At 65.6% G+C, this 26,571-nt stretch carries 21 protein-coding genes; 15 read left to right on the forward strand and 6 right to left on the reverse strand.

From position 1 onward, the window contains the following. Positions 1-26: 26 nt before the first annotated feature. On the reverse strand, positions 27-983 hold the full coding sequence (locus tag ACUY1T_RS18880) for a LysR substrate-binding domain-containing protein (protein ID WP_446025098.1): 957 nt from the start codon (positions 981-983) through the stop codon (positions 27-29). 157 nt (positions 984-1,140) lie between these two features. Between ACUY1T_RS18880 and ACUY1T_RS18885 the strand changes: the two genes are divergently transcribed. Genes ACUY1T_RS18885 through ACUY1T_RS18905 form a run of 5 tightly spaced genes read left to right on the forward strand, consistent with a single transcriptional unit; the run spans position 1,141 to position 7,399 of the window. Further along, the gene (locus ACUY1T_RS18885) at positions 1,141-2,133 is read left to right on the forward strand and encodes an arabinose ABC transporter substrate-binding protein (protein WP_446025099.1); all 993 of its coding nucleotides are present in this window, start codon (positions 1,141-1,143) and stop codon (positions 2,131-2,133) included. Between the two features lie 31 nt (positions 2,134-2,164). Next, the gene (araG, locus tag ACUY1T_RS18890; protein ID WP_446025100.1) at positions 2,165-3,658 is read left to right on the forward strand and encodes an L-arabinose ABC transporter ATP-binding protein AraG; all 1,494 of its coding nucleotides are present in this window, start codon (positions 2,165-2,167) and stop codon (positions 3,656-3,658) included. Between the two features lie 46 nt (positions 3,659-3,704). After that, on the forward strand, positions 3,705-4,715 hold the full coding sequence (gene araH, locus ACUY1T_RS18895) for an L-arabinose ABC transporter permease AraH (protein ID WP_446025101.1): 1,011 nt from the start codon (positions 3,705-3,707) through the stop codon (positions 4,713-4,715). Positions 4,716-4,739: 24 nt separating this feature from the next. Further along, positions 4,740-6,485: an IlvD/Edd family dehydratase gene (locus ACUY1T_RS18900; RefSeq protein WP_446025102.1), complete on the forward strand. Its 1,746-nt coding sequence runs from the start codon at positions 4,740-4,742 to the stop codon at positions 6,483-6,485. Positions 6,486-6,523: 38 nt separating this feature from the next. Continuing rightward, on the forward strand, positions 6,524-7,399 hold the full coding sequence (locus ACUY1T_RS18905; protein ID WP_446025103.1) for an SMP-30/gluconolactonase/LRE family protein: 876 nt from the start codon (positions 6,524-6,526) through the stop codon (positions 7,397-7,399). Here the strand turns inward: ACUY1T_RS18905 and ACUY1T_RS18910 are convergent. The 3 genes from ACUY1T_RS18910 to ACUY1T_RS18920 form a co-directional block, all read right to left on the reverse strand. Continuing rightward, the gene (locus ACUY1T_RS18910; protein WP_446025104.1) at positions 7,389-8,168 is read right to left on the reverse strand and encodes a FadR/GntR family transcriptional regulator; all 780 of its coding nucleotides are present in this window, start codon (positions 8,166-8,168) and stop codon (positions 7,389-7,391) included. The two genes, ACUY1T_RS18905 and ACUY1T_RS18910, sit on opposite strands and share 11 nt — an antisense overlap. Before the next feature lie 392 nt (positions 8,169-8,560). Continuing rightward, positions 8,561-9,712 carry a fumarylacetoacetate hydrolase family protein gene (locus ACUY1T_RS18915; RefSeq protein WP_446025105.1) on the reverse strand — a complete coding sequence of 384 codons (1,152 nt, stop codon included), beginning with the start codon at positions 9,710-9,712 and terminating at the stop codon, positions 8,561-8,563. Positions 9,713-9,943: 231 nt separating this feature from the next. After that, the gene (locus ACUY1T_RS18920) at positions 9,944-11,143 is read right to left on the reverse strand and encodes an ROK family protein (RefSeq protein WP_446025106.1); all 1,200 of its coding nucleotides are present in this window, start codon (positions 11,141-11,143) and stop codon (positions 9,944-9,946) included. A gap of 320 nt (positions 11,144-11,463) precedes the next feature. Here ACUY1T_RS18920 and ACUY1T_RS18925 point away from each other — a divergent pair, with 320 nt between their 5' ends. The 9 genes from ACUY1T_RS18925 (at position 11,464) to ACUY1T_RS18965 (ending at position 21,777) form a co-directional block, all read left to right on the forward strand. Next, positions 11,464-12,234: an SDR family NAD(P)-dependent oxidoreductase gene (locus ACUY1T_RS18925; protein ID WP_446025107.1), complete on the forward strand. Its 771-nt coding sequence runs from the start codon at positions 11,464-11,466 to the stop codon at positions 12,232-12,234. Further along, positions 12,231-13,763: a sugar ABC transporter ATP-binding protein gene (locus ACUY1T_RS18930; protein WP_446025108.1), complete on the forward strand. Its 1,533-nt coding sequence runs from the start codon at positions 12,231-12,233 to the stop codon at positions 13,761-13,763. The genes ACUY1T_RS18925 and ACUY1T_RS18930 overlap by 4 nt, the downstream gene beginning before the upstream one ends. Continuing rightward, entirely contained in the window at positions 13,756-14,757 is a 1,002-nt protein-coding gene (locus ACUY1T_RS18935; protein ID WP_446025109.1) for an ABC transporter permease, read from the forward strand. Before ACUY1T_RS18930 ends, ACUY1T_RS18935 begins: the two co-directional genes overlap by 8 nt. Positions 14,758-14,808: 51 nt before the next feature. Beyond that, complete coding sequence (locus ACUY1T_RS18940; RefSeq protein WP_446025110.1) at positions 14,809-15,759, forward strand: ABC transporter substrate-binding protein; 951 nt, start codon at positions 14,809-14,811, stop codon at positions 15,757-15,759. Positions 15,760-15,822: 63 nt separating this feature from the next. Continuing rightward, entirely contained in the window at positions 15,823-16,878 is a 1,056-nt protein-coding gene (locus ACUY1T_RS18945) for a sugar phosphate isomerase/epimerase family protein (protein WP_446025111.1), read from the forward strand. A 13-nt stretch (positions 16,879-16,891) separates the two neighbouring features. Then, a complete protein-coding gene (locus ACUY1T_RS18950) occupies positions 16,892-18,055 on the forward strand; it encodes a Gfo/Idh/MocA family protein (RefSeq protein WP_446025112.1) in 1,164 nt (387 codons plus the stop codon). Between the two features lie 12 nt (positions 18,056-18,067). Further along, on the forward strand, positions 18,068-18,961 hold the full coding sequence (locus ACUY1T_RS18955; RefSeq protein WP_446025113.1) for an aldose 1-epimerase: 894 nt from the start codon (positions 18,068-18,070) through the stop codon (positions 18,959-18,961). Positions 18,962-19,046: 85 nt separating this feature from the next. Further along, the gene (locus tag ACUY1T_RS18960) at positions 19,047-20,846 is read left to right on the forward strand and encodes an IlvD/Edd family dehydratase (RefSeq protein WP_446025114.1); all 1,800 of its coding nucleotides are present in this window, start codon (positions 19,047-19,049) and stop codon (positions 20,844-20,846) included. 34 nt (positions 20,847-20,880) lie between these two features. After that, positions 20,881-21,777 (forward strand): SMP-30/gluconolactonase/LRE family protein, encoded by an 897-nt coding sequence (locus ACUY1T_RS18965; protein ID WP_446025115.1) that lies wholly within the window; start codon positions 20,881-20,883, stop codon positions 21,775-21,777. Here the strand turns inward: ACUY1T_RS18965 and argE are convergent. After that, positions 21,774-22,928, reverse strand: coding sequence for an acetylornithine deacetylase (argE, locus tag ACUY1T_RS18970; protein ID WP_446025116.1), 1,155 nt, complete (start codon positions 22,926-22,928; stop codon positions 21,774-21,776). The genes ACUY1T_RS18965 and argE overlap by 4 nt on opposite strands. A 220-nt stretch (positions 22,929-23,148) precedes the next feature. Here argE and katG point away from each other — a divergent pair, with 220 nt between their 5' ends. Next, the gene (gene katG, locus ACUY1T_RS18975) at positions 23,149-25,371 is read left to right on the forward strand and encodes a catalase/peroxidase HPI (RefSeq protein WP_446025117.1); all 2,223 of its coding nucleotides are present in this window, start codon (positions 23,149-23,151) and stop codon (positions 25,369-25,371) included. Between the two features lie 231 nt (positions 25,372-25,602). Here the strand turns inward: katG and ACUY1T_RS18980 are convergent, their stop codons facing one another. After that, on the reverse strand, positions 25,603-26,481 hold the full coding sequence (locus tag ACUY1T_RS18980) for an alpha/beta fold hydrolase (protein ID WP_446025118.1): 879 nt from the start codon (positions 26,479-26,481) through the stop codon (positions 25,603-25,605). Between the last annotated feature and the right edge of the window lie 90 nt (positions 26,482-26,571).

Consider the following 26,571-nt stretch of genomic DNA (forward strand, 5'->3'; position numbering starts at 1 on the left):
AGCGCAGCCATTTGCGCGGTGTTTCCCTAGAGGAGTCCTTGCTGGCGCTGATGGGCTACCAGTTCCCGCAACATGCCCATCAGCGTCGCCGCCCCCGGGGAGGGGCGACGGCGGCGCAGGCTTACCAGGCCGAACGGCTGCACGCTGAGCCGTTGACTGAAAGGCAGGATGCGAAAGCGCGTCGGGGCGCACAGCAGCTCGGCCACCTGGCGCGTGGTGGCCGTGATCGTATCCGAGCGGTCGATCAGGGCCAGCGCCACCAGTATGTCGGTGGTGTCGACGACCTGCGCTGGCGGCTCGACACCGTGGTAGAGAAACAGCGCGTCGACCCGCTGGCGCATCAGCGCTCCCTGGGGCTGGAGCGCCCAGGGATAGGCAGCCATGGCCTCCAGCGTCAGCGGTTCTGCCCCCGAGAGCGGGTGTCCTTCGCGACACACGAAGCAGATCTCTTCCTCCCCGATCTCCTCGAACACGAACGGTTCGGACGAGAAGCCGGCCGGTATCCGCGTGATGGCGAAATCGAGTTCGCCTTCCAGCAGCCTCGGCACCAGTCGCTTGCTGACGTCGACCTCGACGCTGACCTTGAGCCTGGGGTGGCTTCGATGCACCCGCTCGATGGCGCTGGCCAGCAGCGTCACCGCAGGCGCCATCACCGTGCCGATGGCCACCTTGCCGGCATTGCCCTCGAACAGGGCATTGAGTTCCTCGCCGGTGTTGTGCAGTTCCGAAAGCATGGCCTGGGCATGCCGGACCATGACCTCCCCGTACCAGTTCGGGTCGAGCCCGCGTGGATGACGGTCGAACAGCTTGACGCCCAGCTGGGCTTCGACGTCGCTCAACAGCTTCGAGGCGGCCGGCTGGCTAATGCCCAGCCGTGCGGCCGCGCGATGCAGGTTGCGATGCTCGTCGAGGGCGCGAAAGAGCTGGAGATGGCGCAACTTTAGTCGTGCTTGCAGGAACCAGTCGTCGTTCAGGGTGCGCATGGCGCCTCTCTGCTTCGTCTGTCGATATGTTTTTGTATATTGATTTTTTGCCTAACGCATATTGGTTGGTTATGTCAGGGCTGTCTACTGTAGCGGCTGTATCCGCGACGACCGCGTCGCTGCGACAACAACAACCCTCCGCAGCAGGAGACGACACATGCCAATCACAACCACACTTTCCCGTTTGACGCTGGGTGGCGCCTTGACGTTGGCAGCGCTGGGCAGCGCCCAGGCGCAGGACGACGTCCGTATCGGCTTCATCGTCAAGAAGCCCGAGCAGGCCTGGTTCATCAACGAGCAGCAGGCCGCGACGCAGGTGGGGGAGGAGCTAGGCTTCCGCGTCGTCCGGCTGGGCGGCGAAGACGGCCAGGAGGTGCTCAGCGCCATCGACAACCTCTACTCACAAGGTGCCCAGGGCTTCGTCATCTGCCCGCCCGACGTTCGCCTGGGCTCGGCGATCATGAATCGTGCCAACCAGTACGGCATGAAGGTGGTCACGGTCGACGACCAGTTCGTGAACGGTAACGGTGAGCCGCTCGAGGGCGTGCCGCACCTGGGCATGTCGGGCTACAAGATCGGCCAGCAGGTCGGCGAGGCGATTGCCGCCGAAATGGAGGCGCGCGGCTGGGACCCGCAGGAGGTCGCGGCCCTGCGCATCACCAACAACGAGCTGCCCACCGCCAAGGAGCGCACCGACGGTGCCACCGACGCACTGGTGGAGTGGGGCTTCCCCGCCGAGAACGTCTTCGACGCGCCCCAGCAGAACACCGATACCAGCAGCGCCTTCTCGGCCGCCTCGCCGGTCATCTCCCAGCGCGGCGAGTTCGAGCATTGGATCATCTACGCCCTCAACGAGGAGAGCGTGCTGGGCGGCGTGCGTGCCACCGAGCAGTACGGCCTTGCCGCCGAGGACGTGATCGGCGTGGGCATCAACGGCTCGGGTGCAGCCTTCGCCGAGTTCTCGCGCAGCAATCCGACCGGTTTCCACGGCACCGTGGCGGTGAGTTCCACCATGCATGGCCAGCAAACCGCCGAGAACCTCTACCGCTGGATCACCGAGGGCGAGGAGCCGCCAGCCAATACCGAGACCACCGGCACCCTGATGACGCGCGACAACTGGCAGGACGTGCGCGCCGAACTCGGGCTGTGAAGGTGACGTATCGCGGTGACGGGAGAGCGACATGACCGAACCCTTTCTTCGATTCGACGGCATCAGCGTGGCCTTCCCCGGCGTGCGGGCGCTCGACAAGGTCAGCTTCGGTGTCCATGCCGGCCAGGTACACGCGCTGATGGGCGAGAACGGCGCCGGCAAGTCGACGCTGCTCAAGGTGCTCAGCGGGGTCAACCGCGTCAGCGAAGGGGCGCTGTGGATCGACGGCGAGCGCCATGTGTTCGCCAACGCCCGCGAGGCACTCGGCCAGGGCATCGCGATCATCTATCAGGAGCTGACACTGGCGCCCAACATGTCGGTGGCCGAGAACCTCCTGCTCGGCCAACTGCCGGCCCATCATGGCTTCATCGACCGGCGGCGGCTGCGCGAGCGAGCGATGCGCATGCTCGAGGAGCTCGGTGAGGGGAACATTCACCCTTCGACCAAGGTGCGCGACCTCTCCATCGGCCAGCAGCAGATGATCGAGATCGGCCGCGCGCTGCTGCGCGACGCCCGCATCATCGCCTTCGACGAGCCGACCAGCAGCCTGTCGGTGCAGGAGACGCGCCAGCTCGAGCGCATCGTCAAGCGCCTGCGCGACGAGGGCCGCGTGGTGCTCTACGTCACCCACCGCATGGAGGAAGTCTTCAAGATGTGCGATGCGGTCACCGTGTTCCGCGACGGCAAGCACATCCGCACCCACGAGAACCTCGATGCGCTGGATAACGACACCCTGGTCAGCGAGATGGTCGGCCGCGACATCGAGGACGTCTACGGCTACCGCGAGCGCGAGCAGGGCGAGGTGATGCTCGAGATCGACGCTATCGAGGGCAGGGGGCTCAAGGCACCGGTGAGCTTCGAGGTGAAGCGCGGCGAGGTATTCGGCCTGTTCGGGCTGGTGGGAGCGGGGCGCAGCGAGTTGATGCGTCTGGTGTGTGGCGCCGAGACCGCCAAGTCGGGCGAGGTGCGCTTCCAGGGTGTGGCACGGCGCTTCGCCAGCCCCGGTGAGGCCATTCGCCGGGGCATCGCCATGTGTCCCGAGGATCGCAAGTCGCAGGGCATCTTTCCCGTCGCCAGCGTGGCCGACAACCTCAACATCAGCTGCCGGCGCTTCTTCAAGCGCTGGGGGGTGCTGCGCGACCCGCGGCGCGAACGTGCCAATGCCGAGGACTACATCGGGCGGCTGAGCATCAAGACGCCGGGGCCGCGCACGCCCATCGGCAAGCTCTCCGGCGGCAACCAGCAGAAGGTGATCCTGGCGCGCTGGCTGGCCGAGAAGATCGATCTGTTCGTGATGGACGAGCCCACCCGCGGCATCGACGTGGGCGCGCGTCGCGACATCTACAACCTGCTCTTCGAGCTGACCGAGCAGGGCAAGAGCGTCGTCGTGATCTCCAGCGACCTGGCCGAGGTGAGCTCCATCTGCGATCGCATCGGCGTGATGCGCGACGGTGCGCTGGTCGACATCGTGCCGCGCCGGGAGGCCACCCAGCAGCGCCTGCTGGGACTGGCGCTGCCTGCTTGAGCTTACCGAAAAGACTTTACCGACAAGTGCAATCAGAGGATTTCACATGACAACCCACAAGCTCGCGGGGGGAGATGGCAGCACGGCTGCGGCGCCCCCGCGCCGGGGGCTGCCCAAGCCCCTGCGCACCCTGCTCGATACGTCCGGGCTGATCGCCATCTTCGTGATCCTGTTCGTCGCCCTGGCCGTGTTCATTCCCGGCTTCCTCACCGGGCGCAACATGGTCGGCCTGCTGCTCTCCATTACCCTGATCGGCACCATCGCCACCACCATGATGATGGTGCTGGCGCTGGGCGAGGTCGATCTGTCGGTGGCCTCCATCGTCGCCTTCGCCGGCGTCGTTGCCGCCGTGGTCACTTCCGCCTCGGGCAGCGTCTTGATCGGCGTACTCGGCGGCGTGCTCGCCGGGGGCGCAGTCGGCGCCTTCAACGGCTTCGTGGTGGCGAAGTTCGGCATCAATTCGTTGATCGCCACGCTCGCCGCCATGGAGTTCGTGCGCGGCCTGGCCTACATCACCTCCGGCGGCGATGCGGTGATGATCACCGTGCCCGAGTTCTTCGACCTGGGCAGCGCCTCCTTCCTCGGACTGACGCTGCCGGTGTGGACCATGATCGCCTGCTTCGTGATTTTCGGCGTGCTGCTCAACATGACCGCGTTTGGGCGCAACGTGCTGGCCACCGGCGGCAACGCCGAGGCGGCGGCGCTGGCCGGGGTCAACGTGCGCCGCCTCAAGATCATCGTCTTCGGGCTGCAGGGCGTGGTGGCCGGCATCGCCGGCGTGCTGCTCACCTCGCGCATGGGGCTGGGCGATCCCAACACCTCGATGGGCCTGGAGCTGGCTGTCATCTCTGCCTGCGTACTGGGCGGCGTGGCGCTCTCCGGCGGCGTGGCCACCATCACCGGCGTGCTGGTGGGCGTGCTGATCATGGGCTGCGTGCAGAACGCCATGGGCCTGCTCAACGTTCCCACCTTCTATCAGTACCTGGTACGCGGCGCGATCCTGCTGCTGGCGGTGATGTTCGACCGCTGGAAGCAGACCCGACGTCAGCGTGCATGATCCTTCGGTTTCAGGAGACCTCGTATGACCGACCGCAAGCGTCCCTTGCGCAGCGCCCAGTGGTTCGGCACCGCCGACAAGAACGGCTTCATGTACCGCAGCTGGATGAAGAACCAGGGCATTCCGGACCACGAGTTCGAGGGTAAGCCGATCATCGGCATCTGCAACACCTGGTCGGAGCTCACGCCCTGCAATGCGCATTTCCGCAAGCTGGCCGAGCACGTCAAGAAGGGCGTGCTGGAAGCGGGCGGCTATCCCGTGGAGTTTCCTGTCTTCTCCAACGGTGAGTCGTTGCTGCGGCCCACGGCGATGTTCACCCGCAACCTGGCGAGCATGGACGTGGAGGAGTCGATCCGCGGCAACCCGCTGGATGCGGTGGTGCTGCTGGTGGGCTGCGACAAGACCACGCCGGCGCTGCTGATGGGGGCGGCGAGCTGCGACATCCCCACCATCGTGGTGACCGGCGGGCCGATGCTCAACGGCAAGCACGAGGGCAAGGACATCGGGTCGGGCACCGTGGTCTGGCAACTGTCGGAGCAGGTCAAGGCCGGCAAGATATCGATCCACGAGTTCATGGCCGCCGAGGCCGGCATGTCGCGCTCGGCGGGCACCTGCAACACCATGGGCACGGCCTCGACCATGGCCTGCATGGCGGAATCCCTGGGCACCTCGCTACCGCACAACGCGGCGATCCCGGCGGTGGATTCGCGGCGCTACGTGCTGGCGCACCTCTCCGGCAATCGCATCGTCGAGATGGTCGAGGAGGATCTGCGCCTGTCGAAGATCCTGACCAAGCAGGCCTTCGAGAATGCCATTCGCACCAATGCCGCGATCGGCGGCTCGACCAACGCCGTGATCCATCTCAAGGCGATTGCCGGGCGCATCGGCGTCGAGCTCGACCTCGACGACTGGAGCCGCATCGGGCGCGGCACGCCGACCATCGTCGACCTGCAGCCCTCGGGGCGCTTCCTGATGGAGGAGTTCTACTATGCTGGCGGCCTGCCTGCGGTGCTGCGCCGGCTGGGCGAGGCCGAGCTCCTGCCGCACAAGGAAGCGCTGACGGTCAACGGCAGGACGCTGTGGGACAACGTCAAGGACGCGCCGCTCTACAACGGCGAGGTGATCCGCCCGCTGGACAACCCCCTGCGCGAAGATGGCGGCATGTGCGTGCTGCACGGCAACCTGGCGCCGCGCGGAGCGGTGCTCAAGCCTTCTGCGGCGAGCCCCGAGTTGATGACTCATCGCGGCCGGGCGGTGGTGTTCGAGGACTTCGACGACTACAAGGCGCGTATCAACGATCCCGCTCTCGAAGTCGATGCCAGCAGCGTGCTGGTGCTGAAGAACTGCGGGCCGCGCGGCTATCACGGTATGGCCGAGGTCGGCAACATGGGTCTGCCGGCGAAGCTGCTCGAACAGGGCGTGACCGACATGGTGCGCATCTCCGATGCGCGCATGAGCGGCACCGCCTACGGCACCGTGGTGCTGCACGTGGCGCCGGAGGCCGCCGCCGGCGGGCCGCTTGCCGCGGTGCGCGATGGCGACTGGATCGAGCTCGACTGCGGTGCCGGCACGCTGCACCTGGACATCGGCGATGCCGAGCTCGAGGCGCGCCTGGCCGAGAGTGATCCCACCGCCCAGTCGCGCCGGATCGCCAGCGACGGCGGCTATCGCCAGCTCTACATCGAGCGGGTGTTGCAGGCCGACGAGGGCTGCGACTTCGATTTCCTGCGAGGGTCGCGTGGCGCCGAAGTGCCGAGGCATTCGCATTGAGCCGGCTGGGAGGCGAGCGACGCATGGTGGACGGTTCGATGATCCAATGCGCTTGGCGGGGCAGGGCACGGCTGGGCGAAGGCCCGCTGTGGTGCCCCGAGCGAGGGCCGGCCGGCCAACTGCTGTTCGTCGATATTCTTGGGCGTACCCTGCATGTGCATGATTATGCCAGCGGCGGGACCTGCGGCTGGGAGCTCGACGAGCCGTGCTGCTGGCTGGCGCCGCGGGCCGACGGTGACGGCTTCATCGCCGGGCTCGCCTCGCGGCTGGTGCACCTGCGTCTCGACGAGAACGGGCCGCGTATCGTCGGCGAATGGGCCACGCCCGAGGAGCCGGTGGGCAATCGCTTCAACGACGCGACGGTGGATACCCGGGGGCGGCTCTGGTTCGGCTCCATGAGCGAGAATGAGAAGGAGAGCGGCGAGCCGGGCCGGGGTGCCCTTTACTGCCTCGACGGCGCGAATCTGCGCCGGGTCGACTCTGGCTACGGCGTCGCCAACGGTCCCGCCGTCAGCCCCGACGGCGGGACGCTCTACCACAGCGACACGGCGGCCGGCATCGTCTATGCCTTCGATCTTGCGACGGGCGGTGAGCTGAGCGGCAAGCGCGAGCACCTGCGCTTCCGCGGTACCCAGGGCTACCCGGATGGCATGACCTGCGACGCCGAGGGTGGCCTGTGGGTCGCCCACTGGGGCGGCGGGCGTGTCAGCCGTTTTTTGCCCGATGGTACATTGGACGAAACCCTGATACTGCCCGCTTCGCGGGTAACCTCCTGCACCTTCGGCGGACCCGGGCTGGAGCAGCTCTACATTACTACTGCGGCCGACGGTCGCGACCAGGAGGCGCTGGCAGGCAGCCTGTTCCGTGTGAAGCCTGGCGTTCGCGGCCTGAACTCGCCGGCCTTCAAGGCGTAGTGGTGGGCTCCACCTCGAGCCAACTGCCCAATGTCCCATCTCCCGGCTCGATGCCCAGTGCGTCGGCCGTGCCCTGCAGCACGTCACGGGCGGCGAGGAATGCCTCGCGTGGCTGGCGGGCGCGAATCGCCTCCATCACCCGGCGGTGGCGTTCGAAGCTGGCCACGGGGTCGGCGGTACTGTCGTTCGAGGTTTCCACCAGCAGGTGAATCGAGGGGCGCAGGATATGCGAGAGCTGCGCCCAGACGATGTTGTGGCTGGCCTTGAAGATGGCGACGTGGAAGGCGACGTCATGCTCGCTGTAGCGCTGCCGCTCCTCTGCGCTCACGGCATGCAGGTAGCGGCTCATGCCCTCCAGCGCCTCCTCGATGGCGACCAGGTCGAGGGCCTTGGCACGCCGTGCGGCCGTCATTGCCACATAGGGCTCGACGTCCAGGCGGAAGGCCAGGATCTCACGCTGGATGCGCGGGTTGGGCGAGGCATAGCGGGTCATCCACTCGGTCACCGAAGGATCGAGAATGTTCCACTCCTCGTAGTCGCGCACCTTGGAGCCGTGGCCCGAGATTCGCGCGATGATGCCGACGTCGACCAACTGGCGCAGGTCGCTCCTCACCGCCGAGCGGTTGATGGCGAACTGCTCGCAGAGATCGATCTCCTTGGGGACGAAGTCGCCGGGTTGGTAGCGCCCGGAAAAGATGGCTTCGGCGAGATACTCCACCACGCTGGGGCGGGCAGGCTTTGCGGGGCGCTTCGGCGGCTTGGCGGTCATGGCAGCTCATGGCGATGATTTGCCTCGCAAAGTGCCATATGTTCAACATATAGGCAATGCTGCCTAGGTCGCAGCGACAGGATGGAAATGCCGCCTTGTCGCTGCGTCGGCTCTTGTCGGACGAGGCCTAGGCTTCGTCTGAAAAGTCGGCGAGCGAAGGCCAGGGCTAGGCCCGTTCCCTACGGGCCAACGCACTTCCCACATCCTTGTGGGTCGCAAGGCAAAAATCAGCGACAAATCGGCAGGGAAGCCGATTTGGGCAGCTCCGCTGCTCGAAGAGCGAGCGACAGGGATGTCGCGAGTCCAAAGACGGAGTTTACGAGGTGTAAATGAGTACTTTGAGCTGATTTTTAACGCCGTATGGCCAAGCGCAGGCACTTTCCGGACGAAGCCTAGCGGCGATGGGCTCGCCACTGGCGTATACCGAAGGTCCAGGGTGGCAGCCTGTCGGAGCGGTCGACGCGATTGACCAAGGCACCCAGTGCCGGGGTGGCGATGGTGACGCTGTCGCCGATATGGTGGGTGAAGCCCTGGCCCTCGCCGTCGCGGTCCTGGATCGGCGAGAACATGGTGCCGAGGAATAGCATGAAGCCGTCCGGGTACTGGTGATGCGCACCGACGGTCTGGCGCACCAGGTCCAGCGGGTCGCGGCTGATCTCGCGCATGTCGCTCTCGCCTTCGAGCAGGAAGCCGTCGTCCTCGCCCTCGATGCGCAGTGTCACGTGGGCCTGGCGTACGCTGTTCAGCGTGAAGCTCTCGTCGAACAGCCGAATGAACGGACCGATGGCGCAGGAGGCATTGTTGTCCTTGGCCTTGCCCAGCAGCAGGGCGCTGCGGCCCTCGACGTCGCGCAGGTTGACGTCGTTGCCCAGCGTGGCGCCCTTGGGTTCGCCCTGGGCATCCACCGCCAGCACGATCTCCGGCTCGGGGTTGTTCCATTTCGAGGCCGGATGCAGGCCCACCCGAGCGCCGAAACCCACCGAGGAGAGCGGCTGCGCCTTGGTGAACACCTCGGCGTCGGGGCCGAGGCCCACCTCCATGTACTGCGACCAGGCGCCGCGGGCCTGCAGCGCCGTCTTGAGCGCCATGGCCTCGTCGGAACCCGGGGCAATGCGCGACAGGTCCTGGCCGATCACCTCGTTGAGTTCGGCACGCAGTTGGCTGGCCTTGGCCGCATCGCCGCCGGCCTGCTCCTCGATCACTCGCTCCAGCAGGCTCACGGCGAAGGTGACGCCGCAGGCCTTGATCGCCTGCACGTCGCAGGGCGCGAGCAGGTAGGGCGCTTGCTGCGGCTCGGCTAGGGAGTTCTGCAGCAGAGTGGCAACAGGGCCCAGCGACTCGCCTTCCACGCTACGCGCGAAGGCGGCGGCATCGTCGCGGTCGAGAAGATCGGCCATGCAGTCGCACTGGGCGGAGATGTCGATCACCTCCCCTCGGCGCACCACTACCAGGACGGGGCCGTCGTCACGCCATACGCGGCCCACCAGCAGGGCCTGCTCCACATCCTGGGGAAGATAAGCGGTGGTCTTGTTAGCGTCGTTCACGTCTCATGCCTCGCGTTTGCCATCGAGTGTTTGCCATCAACCAACCGTGGCACACCCCAGGGGTTGCCGTCACGCAGCGGCTCGGGCAGCAGATCCTGCGGCAGCGCCTGGCAGTACACCGGGCGCCTTTGCAGGACGCCCGGGGGTATCCTGAGTGACGCATCGGATAAGTTCAATCTCTTAACTTAGCTCTCTGGCCCGACACTGGTCGATCAGGCGTGGCTCCAATGTTCAGATCAGGTCGCTCGGCCCATGGATGGTACTGGCCAGCACCTGGGCCGCGGCGCCGCGGGCGGCGACGAAGGTGGAGTCATCGATCACCCGCAGCGGGACCTGCTGGGTCGTTCCCAACAGCCGGTTCTGATTGGCCTTGAAGTAGTCGAGGGCGGGAGAGAGCAACGCTTCGCCCAGCCGGGTCAGCGAGCCGCCCAGCACGATCTCGGAGGGGTTGTGGGTATGGTGAAGATTGAGCAGCAGAATGCCCAACGCCTCGCCGGCCCGGCGCAGCGTGACCTGTACGTCGGGGTCGTTCAGGCGGGGCAGCAGGGTTTCGATGAGGTCCTGCTCTTCGGCGATACCCAGTGCGGCGCGGATCGACCAGCCGCTGACCAGGGTTTCGGCACAGCCGCGGTTGCCGCAATGGCAGTAGAGACCGCCGGGCTGCAGCACGGTGTGGCCGATCTCGCCGGCCAACCCCTGGACGCCGCGGGCCACCAAGGGCAGGTGGCTACCCTCGACCATGCCGCTGCCGATCCCGGTACCCGCACTGACGTACATCAGCGACTCGGGAATGTTGCCGGTGCGGAAATAGAGTTCGCCGAAGGCCGCCGACTTGGCCTCGTTGTCCATCAGCCAGGTGCCTACCAGGTGCGGCAGGTGTGGACGCAGCAGGTCGAGAAAGCGAATGTCGCGCCAGCCCAGATTGGGCGCCAGGCGTAGTACGGACTTGCCCGGCGCGATAGGGCCTGGCAGGGCGACACCCAGCCCCAGGCAGTGGCGTTCCTTCACCGATGCGGTGCGCAGCAGCTCATCCAACTGCTGCGCAAGCAACTCGGCGGTGACCTCCGGCGTGGTCGGCACGAGATGCTCGTGGTGCGATTCGAGCAGCTGGCCGGAGAGAGTGCAGGCGACCAGGCGCAGGCCGTGTACGCCCACCTCGGCCCCGAGCAGCACATGGTTGTCGTCGCTGAGATGCAGGGCGCGCCCCGGGCGGCCGCCACTGCTCTTCTGCAGCTCGCCCTCGCGCAGCCAGCCCTGGTGCAGCAGCGACTGCACGCCGGCTCCGACGGTGGCCTTGGTCAGCTGTGCGTGGGTGGCAATATCGGCCCGGGTGAGCCCGGGAGTACGACGTACCAGTTCGAGGATGGCGCTGCGATTGAGGCGCTTGAGGAAGTGAAGGTCGCCCGCCTTGTGCTGGTAACTGGTGGTCATGTGAATGAGATCCTGCTGACGGCACACTAGGGGCACCGCGGAAAAGTGAAAGCCTGACGCGTTGGGTCGCGCACCGATGATGCCATTCGAGAGGAGGGCGCGTGGGTTTCTCCCGGGCACGGATGCCATCAGTTGGTTTCAAGAGTAAACGAATTGCTAGCCATCATCTACGCCACAGGATGTAGGAATGCGCTCCCTGATAGGGCGTAACTATCCCTTTGACAAGGAATAAACAAAGACTAGACCAACGTCGCATTGCTGCATTTTGCGGTGGTGTCCATCTTCCAATTAGTAAATAGAAAAAACTAAGTGGAGAGGCCATGAGCAACGACTCGGCGCGTTACCCCAGTCTCGAGCAGCGGGTGGTGTTCATTACCGGTGGCGGTAGCGGCATCGGTGCTGCGCTGACCCGGGCTTTCCACCTGCAGGGAGCCCGAGTCGTTTTCGTCGACATTGACGATGCCGCCAGCCAGGCGCTGGTAGAGGTGTTGCAGGCGGAGACAGGGCGGGCGCCGCGCTATCGCCGCTGCGACATTCGCGATATCGAGGCCCTGCAGGGGGTGATCGCCGAGGTCGGTCGTGAGCTGGGACCGATCCACACCCTGGTCAACAACGCCGCCAACGACGATCGCCATACCTGGCAGGAGGTCGACGTCGCCTACTGGGACGAGCGCATGTCACTCAACCTGCGGCCGATGTTCTTCGCCGCCCAGGCGGCGGCCCACCAGATGATCGAGGCCGGCGGCGGCGCGATTATCAACTTCGGCTCGATCAGTGTGCAGATGGCCATTCCCGAACTGTCGACCTACGTCACCGCCAAGGCCGCCGTTCATGGCCTGACACGCAGCCTGGCTCGCGACCTGGGGCGCTACAGTATCCGCGTCAATACCCTGGTACCCGGCTCGATCCTGACCGAGCGTCAGCTGCAGAAGTGGATAGGCCCCGAGGAGGAGGCGTCGATCCAGGCCCATCAATGCCTGAAGCTGCGGCTGAAACCCGAGCATGTGGCTTCTACCGTGCTGTTTCTGGCCGCCGATGACAGTGCCCAACTGACCGGTGCCGCCATCCCGGTCGACGGAGGGTGGGGATGATGGACCCTGAGCGCACGCCAATGCTCGAGGCGCGTGGCATCGATCGTTCCTTTGGCAGCAATCAGGTGTTGTTCGGTATCGGCCTGGCGCTGTACCCCGGCGAGGTGCATGCCCTGCTGGGCGAGAACGGTGCCGGTAAATCGACTCTGGTGAAGATACTCGCCGGCTATCTGTCGCCCAATGCGGGTGAGGTACGAGTCGACGGTCAGTGTCAGCGCTTCAGCGGAAGCGGTGAGGCAGAGGCGGAAGGGATCGTGATGATCCACCAGGAACTGGCGCTGGCCGAGCAGTTGAGCGTGGAGGAGAACATCTTTCTGGGGCGTGAGCTGCGCCGCGGCCCCTTCCTCGACCGCCGGGCCATGCGTGAGCGCTGCCGTGAGGCACTGGCCGAACTCGAGACCCGGGTCGATCCGTGCGCCAGGGTCAAGGATCTCAGCACCTCCGATCAGCAGATGGTGGAAATCGCCAAGGCGATCACGCGCGATGTACGCGTGCTGATCATGGACGAACCCACGGCGACCCTCACCGAGCATGAAGTCGAGGTGCTGTTCGCGCTGATCGAGCGCCTGCGCCAGCGCGGCGTGGCAATCCTCTACATCTCACACAAGCTGCGCGAGATCGAGCAAATCGCGGATCGGGTCACGGTGCTGCGCGACGGTCGGCTGATCGACAGCGGGCCGATGGCCGGGCGCAGCAAGGAAGCGCTGGCGCGGCTGATGGTGGGTCGCGAGATCAGCGACATGTATCCCGAGCGCACCGCACTGGCGAGCGACGCGGAGGTGGTACTGGAGGCGCGCGACATCGTGGTTCCCGGCGCCGTGCATGCAGCGAGCTTTACCCTGCGCCGCGGTGAAGTGCTGGGTTTCGGCGGGGTGGTCGGCGCCGGCCGCACGGCGCTTATCGAAGCGGTGCTGGGGCTGCGTGCCCGCAGCGGCGGCGAAGTGCTGCGCAATGGCCAACCGGTGATGCTGCGCCATCTGCGCGATGCAGTGCGTCATCGCATCGCCTATCTCACCGAAGACCGCAAGGGCAAGGGCCTGGTGCTCAACATGGGGCTGCGCCCTAACTACACTCTGCTCAATCTGCGTGCCTATTGTCGGCCGCTGATCGACCGGCGGCGTGAAGAACAAGCCTTTCAGGCTGCCGTTGCGCGCTTCGACATCCGTCTGCGGACTCAGGCGGCTACCGCTGCCGAACTCTCCGGCGGCAATCAGCAAAAACTGCTGTTGGCCAAGGTCATGTCCATCGACCCCGAGATCATCATCATCAACGAGCCGACCCGCGGCATCGACGTGGGCACCAAGCACCAGATCTACCACTTCGTGCGCGAACTCACCGACGCCGGCCGTGCGGTCATCCTGATTTCCTCGGAGATGACCGAACTCATCGGCCTCTCGCATCGGGTGGCGGTGATGTGCGCTGGGGTGCTGACGGGGGTGCTCGATGGCGAGCAGATCAACGAACAAGAAATCATGCAGTACGCATCCGGGATCAAGGGGGTAGGAGTCGATGAACAGCGTCGTGCCTGACAGCAAATCGCTTGTACGGAGCCGAGTCACCTTCGACCTCAAGACCTGGGGCCCCTTCATCGCTCTGCTGGCCCTGGCGGTGCTGGGGGTGTTGATCAACCCCGCCTTCCTGGGGCTGGATAACCTCTCCAACATGCTCACCCGCAGCGCCTTTATCGGCATCATTGCCATCGGCGCCACCTTCGTGATTACTGCCGGTGGGCTGGACCTGTCGGTGGGCTCGATGGCGGCCTTCATCGCCGGGGTGATGATTATTCTCATGAACAGCCTGGTCGAGCAGTTCGGGCCCGGCCTGACCACCGTGTCGTTGGGCATCGGTGCCGCGTTGCTGCTGGGTCTGTGCGCCGGTTTCATCAACGGCATGGTGACCACCAAGGGCAAGATCGAGGCCTTCATCGTCACTCTCGGCACCATGGGCATCTATCGCTCGCTGGTGACCTACCTTGCCGATGGCGGAACCCTGTCGCTGGACTGGGGGGTGCGCGACCTCTACCGGCCGGTCTACTACGGTCATCTGATGGGTATCCCGATTCCGGTGCTGGTGTTCCTGCTGGTGGCGGTGACCGGCTACATTCTGCTCAACCATACCCGCTTCGGCCGCTACTGCTTTGCCATCGGCTCCAACGAGAAGGTGGCCGAGTACAGCGCCATCCATGTCGATCGCATCAAGACCATGACCTACATGCTGCAGGGCGTATGCGTGGCGTTGGCGACCATCATCTATGTGCCGCGGCTGGGCTCTGCCTCGGGCGCTACCGGGGTGCTCTGGGAACTCGAGGCGATCGCTGCGGTGATCATCGGCGGCACCGTGCTCAAGGGGGGGCACGGCCGCATCTGGGGCACGGTCGTGGGGGCGATCATGCTGACCATGATCGGCAATATTCTCAATTTGACCGATGCCATCTCCAACTATCTCAACGGTACGGTGCAGGGGGGCATCATCATCGTCGCGGTGTACCTGCAGCGCGCATCGTGGAGGAAGTCGGCGCCATGAGGCGCTCTTGTAGCAGCACATAACAAGCACAAACCGCTAAGGAGCATCAGCATGCCAACCAAGAGGACCCTAGCAGCCTTCGCTGCCGCTGCAGTGTTGGGACTGCCCACTTTCGCCGTCGCTCAGGAGTTCACGATCGGCGTCTCCATCCCTGCCGCCACCCATGGCTGGACCGGTGGGGTCAACTTCCATGCTCAGCAGGCCAAGGAGCGCCTCGAGTCACTCTATCCCGAGATTTCCATCACCATCACCACGGCGAGCGATCCGGGCGGACAGGCCAACGATCTCGAGGATCTGGTCTCGCAGCGCAACATCGATGCGCTGGTGGTGCTGCCTTTCGAATCCGGCCCGCTGACCGACCCGGTACGGCGGGTCAAGGACGCTGGCGTATTCGTCACCGTCGTTGATCGCGGTCTCGAGCAGGAGGGCATCGAGGATCTCTACGTGGCCGGCAACAACCACGAGCTGGGGCGTGTCTCCGGTGAATACATTCGCGAGCAGCTCGACGGGCAGGGCGACATCGTAGTGCTGCGCGGAATCCCCACGGTGATCGACGATGAGCGTGTGCAGGGCTTCCAGGAGGCCATCGAGGGCTCCGAGATCAACATTCTCGATATGCAGCACGCCAACTGGAATCGCGATGATGGCTTCGAGGTGATGCAGGATTTCCTGGCACGTTTCAACAACATCGATGCGGTGTGGGCGCAGGACGACGATATCGCCCTCGGTGTGATCGAAGCGGTGCGCCAGGCCGGTCGCGAGGACGAGCTGTTCATCGTGGGTGGTGCGGGCATGAAGGACATCATCGCCCGGGTCATGGAAGGGGATCGGCTGGTCCCGGTCGATGTACTCTATCCACCGGCGATGATTGCCACCGCCATGGATCTCACCGTGCAGCACTTCGTCTCCAACGGCCCGGTGGTCGGCGCATACATTCTCGGCTCTCCGCTGATCACCCAGGAGAACGCTGAACAGTACTACTTCCCCGATTCACCGTTCTGATCGCTTCGGGCGGGCGCTCGACGCTCGCTCGATCTTTTTCCGACAATCATCGGAGAGCCGCTTATGCAAACCATCAAAGGGCCGGCGATCTTTCTTGCCCAATTCGCCGGAGACGACGCCCCCTTCGACAGCCTCGACAGCATCGCGGCCTGGGCAGCGGGACTGGGCTACGAAGGCGTGCAGATTCCCAGTTGGGATGCGCGCCTGATCGACCTGAAGCGTGCCGCCGAGAGCCAGACTTATTGCGACGAGATCAAGGGCACGCTGGCAGAGCACGGCCTGGCACTGACCGAACTCTCCACCCACCTTCAGGGCCAACTGGTTGCCGTACATCCGGCCTACGATGAGATGTTCGATGGCTTTGCCGTGCCAGAGGTCAGGGGCAACCCCCGGGCGCGCCAGGCCTGGGCGGTGGAGCAGCTGCATCTTGCCGCACGCGCCTCACGCAACCTGGGGTTGACCGACCACGGTACCTTTTCCGGCGCCCTGGCCTGGCCCTATGTCTACCCGTGGCCACAGCGCCCGGCTGGCCTGATCGATACCGCCTTCGACGAGCTGGCCAGGCGCTGGCGGCCCATCCTCGATGCGTTCGACGAGGCCGGGGTGAACCTCTGCTACGAGATTCATCCCGGTGAGGATCTGCATGACGGCATCACCTTCGAGATGTTCCTGGAGCGGGTGGGCCATCATCCGCGCTGCCACATTCTTTACGACCCCAGCCACCTGGTCCTGCAGCAGCTCGATTACCGCGGGTTCCTGGATGTCTATCGTGAACACATCCAGATGTTTCATGTAAAGGATGCCGAGTTCATTCCCAGCCCCATGCAGGGGGTCTACTCCGGCTACCAGAGCTGGGTCGAACGCGCGGGCCGCTTCCGTTCGCTGGGCGACGGTCAGGTGGACTTCAAGCATCTCTTTTCGTGGATGGCGGCTAACGACTACCACGGCTGGGCGGTGCTCGAGTGGGAGTGTTGCCTCAAGCATCCCGAGGCTGGCGCACGTGAAGGCGCGGCCTTCATTCGTGACCATATCATCGAAGTCACCGAGCGGGCCTTCGACGACTTTGCCGATGGCGGTGCCGACGAGGCGACCAACCGCCGCCTGCTGGGCCTCGACTGAAGGAAGAAACGACATGAGCCAACTTCACGAGACGTCCCGCCGGCTGCGCCTGGGCATGGTCGGCGGCGGCCAGGGGGCCTTCATCGGCGGCGTGCATCGCATCGCCGCCAGGCTCGACGACCACTATGAACTGGTAGCGGGCGCTTTTGCCTCCGATCCCGAGCGCAGCCGTGCGGCGGCTGCCGAGCTGCATGTGGCCGAAGAGCGCGCCTATCCCGACTACCGCACCATGGCCGAAGCCGAGCGCCTACGCCAGGACGGTATCGACGTGGTTGCCATCGTCACCCCCAATCACCTGCACTTCGACGTGGCGCGCACCTTTCTCGAAGCCGGCATCCATGTGATCTGCGACAAGCCGATGACCACCACCCTGGAGGATGCCCAGACGCTGGCCGCTCTGGTCGAGCGTAGCGGGCTGTTCTTTGGCCTGACCCACAACTACTCCGGCTACCCATTGGTGCGTCAGGCCCGCGACATGGTCGCCGCCGGTGAGCTGGGCGAACTCAGGGTGGTGCAGGTCGAATACCCCCAGGATTGGCTGTCCACCCGCCTGGAGGAGAGCGGCGTGAAACAGGCCGAGTGGCGCACCGACCCGCAGCGCAGCGGGCCGGCCGGCTGCCTGGGCGACATCGGCACCCATGCCTATCACCTGGCGCGCTTCGTCACCGGGCTCGAGCTCGAGTCGCTGGCGGCGGACCTGCACACCTTCGTCGAGGGGCGCGCGCTGGACGACAACGTGCACATGATGCTGCGCTTCAGGGGCGGTGCGCGGGGCATGCTGTGGTCGAGCCAGGTGGTGCCGGGCAACGAGAACGGCCTGCGGCTGCGGGTCTATGGCAGCCGTGGCGGCCTCGAGTGGTGCCAGGAGGAGCCCAATCGGCTGCTGCATTCCCCCCTGGGCGAGCCTTCGCGCATCCTGACGCGCAACGGCCCTGGCCTGGGCGAGGCGGCGCTGGCCGCGGCGCGCATACCGCCAGGGCATCCGGAGGGGTACCTCGAGGCCTTCGCCCAGCTCTACGGTGATTTTGCCGAGCGGATCCGTGCCCGCCAGGCCGGCCGTTCGGCAGACGCCCTGGCCCTGGGCACGCCGGGGGTTGGCGATGGTGTCGATGGCCTGCAGTTCATCACCCGGGCACTGGAATCTTCGCAGTCGGGTGGTACCTGGGTGACTTTCTGAGGGGGTGTGGCAATGAGCGTGCGGCTGAGCAATGACCGGCTCTCCCTGGAGGTCCTGCCTGAGCTGGGCGGCAGCGTGGTGCGCTTCGACGCCCTGATGCCGCACGGCCCCGAGCCGCTTTTCCGCCCCGGCCGGACGTCGTCCCGCGATCCCAACAGCATGGGGCTGTACCCTCTGGTACCCTGGTCGAACCGCATCGTCAACGGCGGTTTTCGCTGGCGAGGCCGCCATTATGCGTTGGCACCCAATCTGCCGGGCGAGCCGTTGCCGATTCACGGTGACGGTTGGCAGCAGTCCTGGGAGGTCATGCGCGCTTCGAAGAGCGAGCTTGTGCTCATGCTGCGCTCAGTGTGGCAGCCACCGTTCGACTACCGGGCGGAGCTGCGCTATCGCCTCCAGGGGAGCCACCTGGCGATCGAGCTGGAGGTGACCCACCTGGGTGAGAGCCCGGTGCCCTACGGGATCGGGCTGCATCCATGGCTTGTTCGCACTGCCGATATCACCATCGAAGCGCCCGCTCAGGGCGTCTGGGAGGTGAACCAAGCCCAACTCCCGACCCGCTGGCGGCCGCTTGAGGCCGGCGAGGAGTGGTCGTTCAGCGTCGCCAGCTCTTTACCGGCCGGGAGCGTGGACAATCTCTTTACGGGTTGGCAGGGATCGGCACGCATCGCCTGGCCGGCTCGCGGGTTGGGCCTTGACCTGGAGTGCATGCCAACCGTCGAGCGCTACCTGGTTTACTCACCTGGCGAGGAGGCGGATTTCTTCTGCTTCGAGCCGGTTTCCCATGACGTGAACGCCCATCACTTCGCCGATCCGCTGGCCCACGGGCTGGTCGAGCTGACGCCGGGACAGACGCTGACCCAGCACTGGCGCTTCTCATGTTTCAATACCTCGGCTAGGGGCTGACGACTCTCCGTGGGAAGTCTGGAGGGTTTCCCATAGCCGGTTCGGATGCGGAAACTATGAGGGAACCTTTACTCAGGGGAAGATCATGACCCAACGCAAGATCACGCCCGATCAGTTGCGCTCGCGCTGGTGGTTCGACAACCCCGACCACCCGGGCACCACGGCGCTGTGCATCGAGCGCTACATGAACTACGGCATCACCCTGGAGGAGCTCGCCAGCGGCAAGCCGATCATCGGCATCTGCCAGTCGGGCTCCGACCTGACGCCGTGCAACCGCCACCACATCGAGCTGGTGAAGCGGGTCAAGGACGGCATTCGTGCCGCCGGCGGGGTGCCGTTCGAGTTCCCCTTGCACCCGATCCACGAGAACGCGCGGCGGCCCACCGCCGCGCTCGACCGCAACCTGGCCTACCTGGGCCTGGTCGAGGTGCTGCACGGTTACCCGCTCGACGGTGTGGTGCTTACCACCGGTTGCGACAAGACCACCCCGGCGAGCCTGATGGCCGCCGCCACGGTCAACATTCCCGCCATCGTGCTCTCGGGCGGGCCGATGCTCAATGGCTGGCGCGGGCCGGACCGGGTCGGCTCCGGCACCATCATCTGGGAGCTGCGCAAGCGGCTGGCGGCGGGCGACATCGACTACGCCGAGTTCCTCGCCCGGGCCACCGATTCGGCGCCCTCGGTGGGGCACTGCAACACCATGGGCACCGCTTCGACCATGAACTCCATGGCCGAGGCGCTGGGCATGAGCCTGCCCGGCTCGGCGATGATCCCGGCGCCCTACAAGGAGCGTTCGATGGTGGCCTACGACACCGGCGCGCGAATCGTCGACATGGTGTGGGAGGACCTGCGGCCCAGCGACATCCTCACCCGCGAGGCGTTCGAGAACGCCATCGTGGTGTGTTCGGCGCTGGGCGGCTCCTCCAACGCGCCGATCCACATCAATGCCATCGCCCGCCACTCGGGCATCGAGCTGAGCAACGACGACTGGCAGGCGCTGGGGCACGCCGTCCCGCTGCTGGCCAACGTGATGCCTGCCGGGGCCTATCTCTCCGAGGAGTTTTACCGCGCCGGCGGCGTGCCGGCGGTGGTCTGCGAGCTGCTCGGCGCCGGCAAGCTCCACGGTGAAGTACTCACCGTCAACGGCCGCACGCTGGCCGACAACGTGGCGGGCTGCGAGACCCGCGACCCCGAGGTGATCCGCCGCTACGACAATCCGCTGGTCGAGCAGGCCGGCTTCCTCAACCTCAAGGGCAACCTGTTCGACTCGGCGCTGATGAAGACCAGCGTAATCTCCGCCGACTTCCGCGCGCGCTTTCTCTCCAACCCGGACGATCCCAACGCCTTCGAGGGCAAGGTGGTGGTGTTCGACGGCTCGGAAGACTACCACGCGCGCATCGACGACCCGGCGCTCGAGATCGACGAACACACCATCCTGGTGATGCGCGGGGCCGGCCCGGTGGGCCACCCCGGTGGTGCCGAGGTGGTCAACATGCAGCCGCCCGAGGCGCTGATCAAGCGCGGCATCGAGTCGCTGCCGTGCCTGGGCGACGGCCGCCAGTCGGGCACCTCCGGTTCACCGTCGATCCTCAATGCCTCGCCCGAGGCGGCCACCGGCGGTGGGTTGGCACTGCTCGAGGACGGCGACCGCCTGCGCGTCGACCTGAATCGCGGCGAGGTGCGCCTGCTGGTTGACGACGCCGAGATACAGGTGCGCCGTGAGCGTCTGCAGAGCCAGGGCGGCTATCGCTATCCTGCCCACCAGACGCCGTGGCAGGAGATCCAGCGGACCCTGGTGGAGCCGCTCGACCGTGGCATGACGCTGGCAGGCGCCGCCAAGTACCGCGACGTGGCACGCCGGAGCCCACCGCGGGACAATCATTGAGGCCAAGGAACGCCGGAAGATGAAAGGAGCAAGCATGCAAGAGAGCGGCATCGAAGTGGCGGTCGCGCTCGACATGAGCCTGGGCGAGAGCCCGGTGTGGTCGGTGGAGCGGCAGACGCTGTATTGGACCGATATCAACAATGGCCATGTCTACGCCTGGCGCCCGCAGCAGGGTGGGGCGCCGACACGCATCGAGCTGGACGAGAAGGTGGGCTGCGTGGCACTCGACGAAGCGGGGCTGGTGGTCGCTACCGCCTCGGGCATCCTGCGCCTGCCCGCGAGCGGCGAGCCCGAGTGGCTGGCGGCCAATCCTGAGTGGAAGAAAGAGCGGCAGGCGGGGCAGGGCAACCGCTTCAACGACGGCCGCTGCGACGCCGCCGGGCGGCTGTGGGCAGGCACCATCGATGCCGACGAATCGAACCCCAGCGCGGCGCTCTACTGCCTCGACCGGGGCGAGCTGACCCGGCGGCTGACGGGCATCGGCATCTCCAACGGCCTGGCCTTCAGCCCCGACCGGCGCTGGCTCTACCATACCGACTCGCTGACCCGATGCATCCTGCGCTACCCCTTCGACGTCGACAGCGGCACGCTGGGGGAGGGGGAGACCTGGGTCGACCTGGAAACGCTGGGCTTGCCCGGCGTACCTGACGGCGCGGCGGTGGACAGCGAAGGGTGCTACTGGAGCGCACTCTACGACGGCGGCCGCGTGGTGCGCTTCTCGCCCGAGGGCGAGCTGGTGGCGGAGCACCCGGTGCCGTGCCCGCACCCGACCATGGTGGCCTTCGGCGGGGCCGACCTGCGCACGCTCTACATCACTACCGCTACCCAGCACCTCGACGCCGGGGGCAAGGCGCGCTGGCCCCTGGCCGGTAGCTTGCTGCAGATGAAAACCGGCGTGACGGGGCTCGCCGAGCCCGGCTTTCGCGGTTAACGGCTGGCCAGTCGCCGCCCCAACGCCTGCATGAAGCGAGTGCCTTCCGCGAGCTGCTCGATCTCGATGTACTCGTCGGGCTGATGCGCCTGGCGAATGCTGCCGGGGCCGCAGATCACGGTGGGCAGCCCCACGCGCTGGAACTGCCCGGCCTCGGTGGCGTAGGCCACCGCGCCGCTGGGCTGCTCGCCGAGTAGCTCGCGGCACAGGCCGAGCACCTCGGCATTGTTGTCGTCGGCGAGCGCCGGCACGGTGACGTTGAGCGCCTCGGTGACGATGCTCGTCTCGGGCGCGCGGCGCTGCATCTCGGCCTCGAGTTCCGCGGCGTAGGCGTTCACCCGGGCGATCAGATCCTCGAAGCGGTCGCTGGGCAGGTGGCGGATCTCCCACTCGAAGGTGCACTCGCGGGCCATGATGTTGATGGCGGTGCCGCCGGCGATCTTGCCCACGTGCAGGCTGGAGTGGGCGACGTTGAAGGCCTCGTCGACGCGCCCTTCGGCGCGCAGTTCGGCCATCACGTCCTCGATCCTGGTCACTAGCCGCGCCGCCACGTGGATCGCCGAGACGCCCTGGTCGACCTGGCTCGAATGCGAGGCGCGGCCGGTCACGGTGGTACGCAGGTTGGTGGCGCCCTTATGCGCCACCACCGGCTGCATCATCGTCGGCTCGCCGACGATCACTGCCGCGGGGCGGGGATGGTCGGCCATCAGCCGCTCGATCATGCGCGGCGCGCCGATGCAGCCGACCTCCTCGTCGTAGGAAAGGGCCAGGTAGATCGGCTTGTCCAGGCCAGCCGCCAGCCATTCGGGCAGTTCGGCCAGGGCGCAGGCGATGAAACCCTTCATGTCGCAGGTGCCGCGGCCGTAGAGCCGGCCGTCGCCCTTGTCGACCAGCGTGAAGGGATCGGTCGACCACGGCTGGCCATCGACCGGCACCACGTCGGTGTGGCCCGAAAGCACCACGCCGCCTTCCACGTCCGGCCCGATGCGGGCCAGTAGGTTGGCCTTCTTGCCGTCGTCGCTTTCCACCCGCCAGTGCTTTACGCCGTGTTCGTCGAGGTAGCCCTCGACGAAGGCGATCAGGTCCAGGTTGGAATCGCGCGAAACGGTGGCAAAGCCCACCAGGCGCTCGAGCATCTCGGCGGCGGTCATGTTGCACTCCTGATTGTCATTATCTCTAGCCTAACACGCCTGCGTCGGCCTCAGGCTTGGCATGGGCGAAAGTCCGGCTCAATCGAATTTGGTGATGTCATTGTAATTAACTATTGCCGCGGTGTGGAAAATCAAGTCTCTCTCTTTCGGTTTCGCTGATATACCTATTTTCACGCGACAGCCACATTGCACGACAACACGTCACCGAAGGGAGAGCGTCATGGATCAGAACGTCGACAGCAGCGCAGGCAAATGCCCCGTCATGCATGGGTCACGCACCAAGCGCGGAGATACCGGAAACTCCAATCAGGACTGGTGGCCCAACCAGCTCAATCTGAACATGCTTCACCAGCATGCGCCGAAGTCCAACCCGTTGGGCGAGGCGTTCGACTACGCCGAGGCGTTCAAGTCCCTCGATCTTCCCGCCGTCAAGCAAGACCTCGAAGCGCTGATGACCGACTCCCAGGAGTGGTGGCCGGCGGATTATGGCCATTACGGACCGCTGTTCATCCGCATGGCCTGGCACAGCGCCGGCAGCTACCGGGTGGGCGACGGCCGTGGTGGCGCCGGTACCGGCACCCAGCGCTTCGCGCCGCTCAACAGCTGGCCCGACAACGGCAACCTGGACAAGGCGCGGCGCCTGCTGTGGCCGATCAAGCAGAAGTACGGCAACAAGCTCTCCTGGGCCGACCTGTACATCCTGGCGGGCAACGTCGCCTTGGAATCCATGGGCTTCAAGACCTTTGGCTTCGCTGGCGGGCGTGAGGACGTCTACCAGCCGGAAGAGGACATCTACTGGGGCGCCGAGGACAAGTGGCTGGCCGACAGCGGCCATGCCAAGAGCCGCTATTCCGGTGAACGCGAGCTGGAGAACCCGCTGGCCGCGGTGCAGATGGGCCTTATCTACGTCAACCCGGAAGGTCCGGACGGCAATCCCGATCCGCTGGCCTCGGCCAGGGACATTCGCGAAACCTTCGGCCGCATGGCAATGAACGACTACGAGACGGTGGCCCTGACCGCCGGCGGCCACACCTTCGGCAAGGCACACGGCGCCGGTGACCCGGTCAACGTTGGCCCCGAGCCGGAGGCTGCGCCCATGGAGGAGATGGGCTTTGGCTGGAAGAGCCGCCACAAGAGCGGCAAGGGCCGCGACACCATCACCAGTGGCCTCGAGGGCGCCTGGACCCCGACGCCGACCCAGTGGGACATGAGCTACTTCGACGTGTTGTTCGGCAATGAGTGGGAGCTCACCACCAGTCCGGCGGGAGCCAAGCAGTGGGTGCCGAAGAATCTCGCCGAGAAGCACATGGCACCGGATGCCGAAGACGCAACCAAGCGCGTCGGCATCATGATGTCCACTGGCGATATGGCCATGCGCGAGGACCCGGAATACCGCAGGATCTCCGAGCACTTCCACAACAATCCCGAAGAGTTCGCCGACGCCTTTGCCCGCGCCTGGTTCAAGCTGACCCACCGCGACATGGGGCCCAAGGCGCGCTATCTCGGCCCGGAAGTGCCGGCCGAAGAGCTGATCTGGCAGGATCCGGTGCCTGCCGTGGATCACGAGCTGGTCGACGCCCAGGACATCGCCAACCTCAAGAGCAAGATCCTCGGTTCAGGCCTCACCGTGGCCGAGCTGGTCTATACCGCCTGGTCGTCGGCGTCCACTTACCGTGGTTCCGACATGCGCGGTGGGGCAAACGGCGCCCGCATTCGCCTGGCACCCCAGAAGGAGTGGGAAGCCAACCAGCCCGAGCAGTTGGCCAAGGTGCTCAAGACGCTGGAGATCATCCAGGACGACTTCAACGCGATGCAGTCCAGCAAGCGGGTTTCGCTGGCCGACCTGATCGTGCTGGGCGGTGCCGCCGCCATCGAGAAGGCCGCCCGGGATGCCGGCCACGCCATTGAGGTGCCCTTTACACCAGGGCGCACCGATGCCAGCGAAGCTCAGACCGATGCTGACTCCTTCGAGTGGCTGCGCCCCGAGGCTGATGGCTTCCGTAACTACCGCCGCGCCCGCTTCACCGTCTCCGACGAGGAAATGCTGATCGACAAGGCCCAGCTGCTGGGACTCAGCGCGCCGGAGATGACCGTGCTGGTCGGCGGCCTGCGTGTGCTCGAGGCCAACTACGGCAACTCACGTCACGGCGTGTTCACCCATCGTCCCGGCACCCTGACCAACGACTTCTTCGTCAATCTGGTCGACATGGGTACGGTGTGGCAGCCGGCCTCGGCGGATGCCGACGTGTTCGAGGGTCGCGACCGCAAGAGCGGTGAAGTGAAGTGGACCGGCACCCGGGTCGACCTGGTGTTCGGCTCCAACTCCCAGCTGCGCGCCATCGCTGAGGTCTACGCCCAGGACGATGCCAAGGATAAGTTCGTTCAGGACTTCGTCGCCTCCTGGAACAAGGTGATGAACGCGGATCGCTTCGACCTGGCGTGATCCAGTCGAGAAGCAAGACGTGACAGCAGCGCCCCGGCAACGGGGCGCTTTTTTCGTATCGTAGTTGCTTGGCTGACTATCTTCGGTTCCTAAAATAAGCCGCCTGCTTATTTTAGTTTCGGCCGCAAAGTAAGATAAGGCGTGGATGCGCGTGGCTCTTTCCGGCTTGCGCGTATGGGTCAATGCCAGTCCACATCTCGCCAGCGAGAGAGCTGCTGCCACCCTCGGCTGTCATGGTGCCGTGCCGATTATCCGCTCCAGCTCCCGGTTGAACTCCGCAGGCTTGGCCATGTGCAGGAAATGGTCGGTGCCTTCCATGATCACGGCGTCGAACTCGGGCAGCAACTGCCGGTTGGCTTCGATATCGGTCGGCCACAGGTCGGCATTGACGGCGACTACCGGCACGGTCAGTTCTTGGAAGTGCTGCGCCGCTTCCCCATCGATGTGGCGTGTTCCCATGTCCTCGAAAGCACTGAGGGCAACTTCCGGTACAGCGGCTGCCATGTCCCGTATGACCCAATCGCGTAGCGTGGCATCGGTCTCTTCGACGAACATCGTAGCCGTGAAATGGTGCGCGGCATCGGTAAAATTTTCCTGCATTGGTGCCAGCATTTGCTCGAGATCGGACTGGGTCATTTGCGGTGCGACATGGTGGAAGGTATCGACGCCCACGATGCCGATGACGCGCTCCGGCATCAGGCGTGCCGCTTCCACGGCGACCGACCCACCCATGGAGTGCCCGATGAGGATGGCCTGTTCCACGTCCAGGTCCTCCAGCACCGCCTTCACGTCCTCGCCGAAGGCCGGCATGGTGAAGTCTTCGCGCTCCAGGCCGGAATGTCCGTGACCGGCGAGATCGATCGTTACCACCCGATGCTGCTGCGAGAAGTGCGGCACCTGTCCGCGCCAGTAGCGCCCGTCGCAGCTCCAGCCGTGGATGAACACGAGCGTGGGCTCGCCGTTGCCCTGCACCTCATAGGCAATCGGCACACCGTCTGCCGACTCGGTCATGCGCGGCCAGTTCACTTCGGCTGCCAATGCCTGACCCGCCAGCCCCAACAGCAGTGTCAGGCCCAGGTAACGCATGCCGTGCAACGCAAAAGCCTGCATGATGCCTCCCTTCAAAGACTCCTTGAATCATGCAGCATAGCCGAGGCAGATCGCCTATCGACGTCTTTCGGGCTGCTAGACACTCACCAA

The sequence above is a fragment of the Billgrantia sp. Q4P2 genome (genome assembly GCF_052806135.1).